The organism is Candidatus Harpocratesius sp. (genome assembly GCF_054039255.1).
Window position 1 is genome coordinate 75,209 of the sequence record NZ_JBPLBG010000069.1, and the last position, 8,742, is coordinate 83,950.

6 protein-coding genes are annotated in these 8,742 nt (G+C 30.5%); 4 read left to right on the top strand and 2 right to left on the bottom strand.

All coding sequences use genetic code 11. The annotated features are described in order from the left end of the window. Nucleotides 1–4 precede the first annotated feature (4 nt). Both ACXLDF_RS15135 and ACXLDF_RS15140 read left to right on the top strand, forming a co-directional pair. Complete coding sequence (locus tag ACXLDF_RS15135) at nucleotides 5–2,800, top strand: DEAD/DEAH box helicase (RefSeq protein ID WP_457559386.1); 2,796 nt, start codon at nucleotides 5–7, stop codon at nucleotides 2,798–2,800. A 98-nt stretch (nucleotides 2,801–2,898) separates the two neighbouring features. Next, on the top strand, nucleotides 2,899–3,054 hold the full coding sequence (locus ACXLDF_RS15140) for a hypothetical protein (RefSeq protein ID WP_457559387.1): 156 nt from the start codon (nucleotides 2,899–2,901) through the stop codon (nucleotides 3,052–3,054). Nucleotides 3,055–3,176: 122 nt separating this feature from the next. Here ACXLDF_RS15140 and ACXLDF_RS15145 read toward each other — a convergent pair whose 3' ends face one another. Beyond that, the gene (locus ACXLDF_RS15145) at nucleotides 3,177–3,740 is read right to left on the bottom strand and encodes a Rab family GTPase (protein WP_457559388.1); all 564 of its coding nucleotides are present in this window, start codon (nucleotides 3,738–3,740) and stop codon (nucleotides 3,177–3,179) included. 164 nt (nucleotides 3,741–3,904) lie between these two features. Here ACXLDF_RS15145 and ACXLDF_RS15150 point away from each other — a divergent pair, with 164 nt between their 5' ends. After that, the gene (locus ACXLDF_RS15150) at nucleotides 3,905–5,032 is read left to right on the top strand and encodes a histone deacetylase family protein (protein ID WP_457559389.1); all 1,128 of its coding nucleotides are present in this window, start codon (nucleotides 3,905–3,907) and stop codon (nucleotides 5,030–5,032) included. Nucleotides 5,033–5,339: 307 nt separating this feature from the next. Here ACXLDF_RS15150 and ACXLDF_RS15155 read toward each other — a convergent pair whose 3' ends face one another. Next, nucleotides 5,340–6,395 (bottom strand): calcium:cation antiporter family protein, encoded by a 1,056-nt coding sequence (locus ACXLDF_RS15155; protein ID WP_457559390.1) that lies wholly within the window; start codon nucleotides 6,393–6,395, stop codon nucleotides 5,340–5,342. A 487-nt stretch (nucleotides 6,396–6,882) separates the two neighbouring features. Between ACXLDF_RS15155 and ACXLDF_RS15160 the strand changes: the two genes are divergently transcribed. Next, nucleotides 6,883–8,622 carry a transporter substrate-binding domain-containing protein gene (locus tag ACXLDF_RS15160; RefSeq protein WP_457559391.1) on the top strand — a complete coding sequence of 580 codons (1,740 nt, stop codon included), beginning with the start codon at nucleotides 6,883–6,885 and terminating at the stop codon, nucleotides 8,620–8,622. The last annotated feature ends 120 nt before the right edge of the window (nucleotides 8,623–8,742 follow it).

Consider the following 8,742-nt stretch of genomic DNA (forward strand, 5'->3'; position numbering starts at 1 on the left):
AAATTTGACCGATTTTGGTAATTACTCATCTACTTCTTCTATTCCAAATTGGAAGTCCTTATCCTTACCAAGAATTTTGGAAAAAGAACTATATAGACGGGGTATTCCAAATTTATATCCTCCTCAACTAACTGCTTTGAAACCAGGGTTAAATGGGCACAATTTACTCATAAGTATCCCCACTGCTTCAGGAAAAACGTTAATTGCTGAAATTATTGCACTAAATCACTTGATAATTAATCGAGAAAAATTTCCAAAGCAAATGGGGAAATGGGGAAAAATTCTATATTTATGCCCATTAAAAGCACTTGCTACAGAAAAATACAATGAGTTTTCTGAAAACTGGAAAAAAATTGGTTTTCATGTAGGTATATCTCGTAGTGATGTTGATCAACCAGATTTTAGAATTTTTCAAAATCACCTAATCTTTCTCACAAATGAAAAAGCTGATTCAATATTCCGTATGAATCCAAAGCTGTTAAATGATATTAGTATGGTCATAGTTGATGAAATTCACCTATTGCATGATTCTCATAGGGGTGTTACTTTAGAATTTTTAATTACACGTTTACTTTCTCATCCATCATCAATACAAATTATTGGTCTTTCTGCAACAATTCAAAATGCAAGACAATTAGCAGAATGGTTGCATGCAGATCTTATTGAAAGTACGTGGAGACCAGTTCGCTTGAAAGAAGGATATTATTATGGAGATGCAATTGAATTTAATGATGGAACATCCCGCAGAGTTAATTATATTCCAGGGCATTCAGCTTCTGCTTCTTTGACAATTGATATGTTAAAAGAAGGTGGTCAAGTGTTAATTTTTACTAATTCACGCAAACGTGCAATACAAGAAGCTGAAGAACTTTCGCCAAAAATACGTATTTTATTTTCAAATAAAGAAAAGAATCAGTTTTTAAAAATTCAGAGCGAATTTAAAGAGAAATACATGGATGAAAGCCAATTCAGTAAAAAATTATATCAATGTCTAAAAGGAGGAGTTGCTTTTCATCATGCTGGTATGGCTTCTGATCAATTAGATTTTATTGTCAGAAATTTCAATTCTCATATTATTAAAGTTATTTGTTGCACCCCAACTTTGGCTGCTGGCGTTAATACACCAGCACGTAGAGTAATCATTAAAAGTTTATATCGATATGAGGGTGATAAAGGTAGTGTTTTAATTCCCATTCTTGAATACAAACAAATGGCAGGACGGGCTGGGCGTCCTCGGTATGATCCTTATGGAGAAGTCGTTATTTTAGGAAGTTCTCCAGAAAAGTTGTTGAAAGATGCTGAATCCTATATTCATGGAACACCAGAGCAAATTATAAGCAAATTATCAGATGAAACACAGTTAGCATCTCATTTATTGAGCCTTTTTGCTGCAAATACTGTATCGACTCAAGCACAATTATTCCACTTTATGGAGCGAACTTTTTATTATTATCAACAATTTATTTCTAAAACTTCAATAATTCAATCAAATTCTGAATTAAAGTTAAATTCTAAAAGTAATTTTCCTACAATTTCAAAAAAGGTGATGAGTCGTCCTCAAAAGCATCGTTCTGGTGGTAGGGGGGAAGATCCACTGCACATTTTTAATTCATCAGAGTTTTATTCAAATGATTTTATTACAGCTGATGAAATGTTAAAAAATACCTCACGATCTACCCAACTTGCCAAATCTAACCGATCTACCCAACTTGCCAAATCTAACCGATCAACTCAACCAACAAATTCTAACTTAAAAAAAAAAGAAATTTCAGCAAATCAACCAAATTCATTATCTGTCTTATCTTCAAATTTAAACAATAATATCGATTCTCAAAATTCGAAATCTACCAATGTAAATGTTGAAATTGATTCACATTTAATTCCATTTAAGTCAAAAATGCTTAAACAATCAAATTATTCAGATTCTCGCTTAAGGGCAGATGTATCAAACATACTCGAATATTTTCTCGAAAAAGATCTCTTAAGTTTATTATCTGTTGAAATCGATGAATCTCAAACCAATAACCGCTTATTACCAACAAATTTTGGAAAAATTGTTAGTCAAAGTTATTTATCACCTAAAGATGCGATTACTTTGCGTGAAGATCTGTATTATGCCAAAGTACTTTATCAGAATCAAGAAATCATACTACAACCTGTGAGTTGGATTCATTTATTGACAAAACTAGATGCTTTTCCAAAATACTATTTACGTAAAAATGAATATAATTTGATTCTATTTTTTATTCAAAATCATGAGGATAATTTTATTATGGAACAAGTTTGGGAGCCAGGAGATCCTTTATTCCAAGATTTTGCAAAACAAATCAAAATGACTATGGTACTCTTAGATTGGATTGATGAAATTTCGATAAAAGAAATCGGCGAGCGTTATAATTTAGGGGTCGGAGATGTTCACCGTCTTGTGGAATTAACATTATGGTTGCTAAGGGGATTTTTGCGAATTGTGCATTTAGATCGTGAAGAAGGTCCTCCAATTCATAATTTAGAATCTGAATTGCAGAATTTAAGTCAACGAGTTAAATATGGTATTCGTTCTAGTATTTTACCTTTTGTAAATCTTCAAGGTGTTGGACGAGTTCGTGCGCGTAAGCTTTTTCATGCAGGATATCACAATATCGATGAATTGAAACGTGCTACAGTTGAGGATTTAGAAAAAATTCCTTTGATTGGGCATTCGTTGGCGACAAGCATATATAATCAATTACATAAAGAAAAAAATTCAAAACATTTACCTAAATTTAGAATAAAAAAAAAAAAAAAACACCTTCAAATTTAGATTCATTCTTTAAATAGTGAGCGAATAAGTGCGAATATGTTTTTCCTATTTTAACGTACTATAAATTTCAAATTTATAATACTGCAATAAATATAATTATGCAGTTAAATCCAAATAGAAATAATCTTTCTACTGTTGCAATTACTGTAATTTTAATTATTTCAGCACCAAAACGCTCGAAAAAACTTATTCGCACTAATCCACACCATGCAAAAGAACTCTTGTTGCGGTGGGATGAAGTTGTGAATATCTAATTTACTTACTTTATATATCAAAAATACACTAATAATCAGATAAATAATGCTAAGAATGTATTATAATCGAAAGAAGAAAAATTTCATTTCACTTAATTACTGTATTGTAAATGAAAATTCAATTAAATAGAGATAGGAGTTATATCTTCAAGACCAGAACAACTTTTTATCATTGCAATAAACGCTTCATTTACATGATAACCAGTTTTTGCTGAAGTATATATTACTTTAAATATACTGTTGCGTTCAGCAATTCCCCGAATCTGTTCTTCTTTTATTTCAGGAGTAAGGTCATTTTTATTTGCCAATAATATGATTGGAGCATTTTCTGCACCAGTACCGCCAAACTCTTTAAAATCCTTGATCCAAAAATTTTCAATTTGCTCAAATGAGTTTTTCCGAGTTAAATCTCCTACTACAAAAACACCTTGTGCTCCACGATAATAAGTTTGCCGAAGACTTGTCCATTTCTCTTGTCCTGCAATATCCCACACTGTAATAGTGAAAAAATATTCATTATCTATCTTGTCCTTAAATGCGAGTTTTTTAATAAATAAGTTCGATCCGATTGTGGGACGATAATCTTTCGTATATGCCCCCTCAACAAAATTTTTTATTAAGGAGGTTTTTCCTGCTGCATATTCGCCGATTATGATGATTTTAAGTTTATATATTTGGGTAGTCATAGTCGAACTTTCCACTCGGTAATTTTTTTTACTAAATTAATTTTGTATTTGATCCTTATTTGGGTTTTGATCCTTTATAATATGTATCATAAAAATGATAATTTTCAAGCGAAATCAAGATCAATTTTATTATAATTATTCGTCCAAATATAATTGGTGAGTAAGTGAAACAAGTTGGAATTGTGTATAAAGAAATATTTCTTCAGCATGATACAGGGAATCATCCTGAAAATTCTGAACGATTAAGAGGAACAATTGATACATTAACTTCACTTAATTTTTATGGAGATGGTCGATATCCATGGATTATACCCTTGAATCCAAGGAAAGCCACAGTTGAAGAAATAAAATGGTGTCATTCTCCAGATTTAATTCAAACAGCTAGAATTCGCTGTGAAGAAGCAAAAACTGTTCCATATCAACTTTATCTTGATTCTTTTAGTAAACGATATGGTGAAACTGTTGCATCTCCTCAAAGTTATGAAGCTGCACTTTATGCAGCTGGAGGAATGTTTACAGCAATTGATGCAATCATGGCAAATAAAGTAGACCGCGCCTTTAATCTATGTCGACCTCCTGGACATCACTCTGATTATGCCAATGCGCGAGGATTCTGTATTTTTAATAATATTGCTTTAGCTGTAAATTACTTGTATCATAAATACAATTTAAAGAAGATAGTAATTGTTGATTTTGATGCTCATGCTGGTAATGGAACTGAAGATCTAATCAATCAAGGGCATATTCCTGCAGATCTTTTAATGATTTCACTTCACCAACATCCAAATACTCTTTATCCAGGTACTTGCTATCTTGATGAAATTGGAACTGGAAAGCATCAAGGAAAAATACTAAATTTGACCTTAGCTCCAAATTCAGGTCATGAAAGCATCAAATTTATGTTCAAAACAATAGTTCTTCCCGCTATTCGTGAATTTCAACCTGAGTTCTTATTAATATCTGCAGGATATGATGCGCATCATGATGATCCATTAACAAACTTGGGATATATGGAACAAACATTTACGTATATGATGGATGAGATGAATTCTGCCTTGAAAGAACTGAATCATGATAAAATTCTCTGCACTTTAGAAGGTGGATACAATGTTACTGCCTTAAGTCATTCAATTGCAAATACAATTGCACGATTGGGGCTATATTCTCCTCCTTTTAGTGAATCGAGCATAATTGAAGAAGATAAGGATGTACAAAATTACAATTATGAAGATATGGTTCCAAAATTACGAAAAGTTCTTGATCCATATTGGAAATCTTTTAAAAGTGAATAAATTATACATATTTTTTCAATTCTACATAGATTTATGGTAAAAATGGATGAAATTTGAAACCGATTTGAAAAAAGAATTTTGCCAAAGTAATGTTCTCACAAAGAATCGATTTGTAAAAATTAAAGAAAAAATTACTCGAAAATAATGTAATGTCACAAAAATTAACTAATGAAGGATTTATTAAAATTTTAAACTTATTCGCACCTAAAAAAATGAAAGGAGTGATTATCATAGGAATTTAAAAATACTCTGAACATGAATAATTAAAAAAAATACAGTGAATAAGTATAATTTAGCGTTGATATATTTAATTCCAAAAAAGAATTACTAAGTATAGTAAAAATCCGCTAAGTAATAAGATTGCTTCAATACGACCCATTTTTTTCTGTTTTATACCAATTAAAGCCAGCCCAGGTAATAATATAATACCCAAAAATAATGTGTTTAACAGAATTTTTAACGAAAATATATTAACAACTGAAGAATAAGAGATTCCAGCTAATATAAATAAGGTTATACTTAGATTAAAACCAAGATTCCACATAATTTTTCCCATCAAAGCTGCTATTCCAATTTCGACTCTCTTTTTCTTTATACTCTTGAATAAAAGAAAATATTCTTCAATATTTGTAGCTGCTGCAACGATTCCAACTCCAAAAAATGCTTCAGATATACCTGTTTGATTAATTAAATCTTCAACACTAATGATTAGTAATTTAGATCCTCCAATAAGTGCTACAATACCAATAATTGCAATAATTAATTCGTACCAATGGATTTCTTCTTTCTTTTCCTCTTCTATTTCGTTTTCATTTTCTTCATTCATAACATAATTTGATTGTCTCGTTTTTTCCATATTATTCTTTATTATTCGAATTTCACGTCTTTCTTTAATTTTTGACACATTTTCTACCTTGTTATTCCTAAGAATTTGTAAATTCCAAAGAACATACCAGCAATAAAGGACAAGCGCTAAAATCCCCCATATTAATAATTGTGAAGGGAAAATCAATACAATAATGTTTATAATCCCCAATCCAAGCAGAAAATAAAAATATTTCGCCGAAATCTTTTTGAAAATTATGGGGAAAAATAACGCAGGAAGAGAAAAACAAAACGTAATTGAAATGATGCTATTTCCTATAATATTTCCGACTGCAATTTCGGAGAGATTTGCGGCAGCAGCACTCCAAGATGCAATAGATTCTTCCAGATCTACACCCATTACAAAAAATGCAAGCGCTACTGCACTTAATTTGAAAAAATCTGCTGCATCCTTGATAATGTCTATAACTTTATCGGCTCCCCAAGAAATTAGTAAAATTGCGATAACAAATAATATAATAGAGACAATTATATGCATATCTGAAACAAAAATTAAAATAATAAAAGAATATCTATTTTACACCATAACTCTCTTATTTATTACGATAAAAAAACAGAAACTTATTCGCACCAGAATTCATTTTCTTTTTTAAAGTTATAATCGCACCATATCAAGAATTACATACACCTTTGTATATCAACTGTCACTTTTCCTTCTCTTTTTCTAAAATTAATCGAATTACTTCAAAATCATCTGCGCATTATTTTTAAGAATTTTTATAGTCAATTTCATTTCCATTAATTCTATGAGTGTAAATTAGTTTTAATCTGGTTAAATATGAATTACCCTTCTTTTCTCAAGTTCTCTTTGCCTTTATTGATAAAAGATTTATTTTTTTATTATTATTGTTATTATTATTCAACTTTTTCATGTAATTTTTCTTTGCAAAGATAATTAAGCACACATAAGATAATAAATAATTGTGAAAAAAAGGGTAATTTTTTTGATATATATATGTTGGGTAATGATAATTCCTATTTATTCAACAGCAACGACAGAAATCCCCAGTCAAATTTCTGTTGGTATATATGATAATTATCCTTTTGCTTATCAAAACCAAGATGGAACTTATAATGGTATTTATGTTGATCTAATTTCATATATTGCTCAAAAAGAAGATTGGAATATAAATTTGATTTTTGATTCATGGGAAAACTTAATTTCACGTTTAGATGCTGGTAATCTTGATATAATGTCAATTATTGCTTATTCTGATGCTCGGGCTGAGAAATATGATTATAACAATGAATCTGTATATATAGATTGGGGTATTTTATACACTAAACAAGGTTTAAGTATAGCTAATATTTATGAACTGGAAAATCTAACAATAGGTATTTTACCTGGAGATATTTATTATGAAGGAGAAAGCGGGTTGAAATTTCTGCTTGAATCATTTGATGTTCACTGCGAAATCGTAAATTTTACTTCATATCCTGCCATATTAGAAGCACTTGATAAGGGGACTCTTGATGTTGGTCTTCTTGATGAGACTTTTGCAATTTTAGTTGAATCGGATTATTCAGTAATCCGCACAAATATTGTATTTCAACCAACAGAATTATTTTTTGCATTTCCAAAATCTCATTCGTATAACTTAGAATTGATTACTGCAATTGATTATCATTTAAATGCTCTCAAAAGCGATAAAAATTCTAATTATTATCAAATAATCTCACGTTATTTAGCTCCGGAAATATCTCCTTCATTTCCATTATGGGTTGAAATTCTGCTTATCTCTCTGGGAGGAATTGTGATAATTTTTGGGATTGCTAGCTTTTCTCTAAATAAACTGGTAAAAAAACGAACTAAAGATTTTCTATATGAAAAAGAACAGTTTAAAAAAGTTGTAGACAATTCACATGAAGGAATTATCACAACAGATGTCTCTGGAACAATACAAATGATTAATCCTACTTCTTTTCAAATTCTTGAAACTTCAAAACGCAAAATAGAAAAAATCCCTATAGAAAATGTATTAAGAGTGTTTGATTTACGAGATTCAGATAAGATTCTTTCATTACAAGATCTTCAAAAAAAAAATTCTTTATTTCGTAAATTTCCTCAACAATGCTATCTTCAAACATTTAAATCTACAAAAGTTTTGATTTCACTTTGGGTGGGTGCAATTAGCGAATCATCAGAAAGTCCTGAACATCCAGAGGGGTGGATTTACATTTTTCATGATATTTCCACAGAGAAAGAAATAGAAATGGAAATGATAAAAGCAGAGAGAATGAACTCTATTGGATTACTTACAGGCGGGATTGCGCACGATTTAAATAATTATCTTACACCAATCTTAGCAAATGTCAGTTACCTTATTGACTACGGAGATATTTCTGATGAAAACAAAGAAATATTGAAAGAAATAATGAGAGCTTCCCTAAAAACTAGGAATTTAACCCGACAACTTTTAGATTTAACTAAAGGAAAATTACCTGTTAAAAAACCCGCAAATTTAGAAGATTTAATTGAAAAAACGGTTAAATTTAATTTGAGGGGAACAAATATTCGATTTGAATTAGTTTGTAGCGAAAATCTTGCATTTGCAGACATTGATACTGATCAAATTGAGCAAGTATTTAGTAACTTAACTGTAAACGCAATTGATGCTATGGAAGGCCATGGAATTCTTACTGTAGTTCTTGATAACATTCCTTCAGGAATGGGTCCTGATTTTTTAAAATCATCATTAAATTGAGTGTATTTTAAGATCTTAGAATTATAAGTTTTTTCGCTTTTTTGCCAATTCAGCCTCCCACTTCCGCCGCCTATCCCAAAAAGTTTTTTGTCGGTCATTTAAGCCCGGGAGAAGGAGAGG

What these genes read in the sequence shown, in the direction of transcription:
- ACXLDF_RS15140 (WP_457559387.1), top strand. Translation starts at nt 2,899, where the DNA reads ATGCAGTTAAATCCAAATAGAAATAATCTTTCTACTGTTGCAATTACT.
- ACXLDF_RS15145 (WP_457559388.1), bottom strand. Translation starts at nt 3,740, where the DNA reads ATGACTACCCAAATATATAAACTTAAAATCATCATAATCGGCGAATAT.
- ACXLDF_RS15155 (WP_457559390.1), bottom strand. Translation starts at nt 6,395, where the DNA reads ATGCATATAATTGTCTCTATTATATTATTTGTTATCGCAATTTTACTA.
- ACXLDF_RS15160 (WP_457559391.1), top strand. Translation starts at nt 6,883, where the DNA reads ATGATAATTCCTATTTATTCAACAGCAACGACAGAAATCCCCAGTCAA.